We start from the raw sequence: 413 nt of genomic DNA, 5'->3' as shown, positions 1-413 counted from the left end.
AGCTCGGCGCGAAGGTCGGGGGTCAGGACGGTTCCCGCGCGGTCGACGAGGAGGGCCATTTCGTAGCCGACGAGGCCGATGTCGCACTCGGGGTGGGCGAGTACGGCGAGGGAGGAGCCGTCGGAGACGGACATGATGAACATGAAGCCGCGTTCCATCTCCACGACGGTCTGGTTGACGTTGCCGCCTTCGAAGATACGGGAGGCGCCCGCGGTCAGGGAGGTCAACCCCGAGGCGACGGCGGCCAGTTGGTCCGCGCGGTCACGGGGGAAACCGTCCGACATGGCCAGCAGGAGGCCATCGGCGGAGACGACCACCGTATGGGACACACCCGGGGTGTTGTCCACGAAGTTGGTGATCAACCAGTTCAGATTCTGTGCCGCCTGGCTCATCGGACTCAACTAACGCTCCTG

At 65.6% G+C, this 413-nt stretch carries 1 protein-coding gene; it reads right to left on the bottom strand.

Features of this window, described 5'->3' with window-relative positions; translation table 11 throughout:
- On the bottom strand, positions 1–392 hold a 392-nt coding region (locus K7472_RS32295; protein ID WP_222982833.1), incomplete at its 3' end, for a roadblock/LC7 domain-containing protein.
- Positions 393–413: the final 21 nt, after the last annotated feature.

Source organism: Streptantibioticus parmotrematis (genome assembly GCF_019890615.1).
GTDB classification, from domain to species: domain Bacteria; phylum Actinomycetota; class Actinomycetes; order Streptomycetales; family Streptomycetaceae; genus Streptantibioticus_D; species Streptantibioticus_D parmotrematis.
The sequence above is the reverse complement of the archived record's forward strand: the minus strand, read 5'-3'. Positions and strand labels throughout refer to the sequence as shown.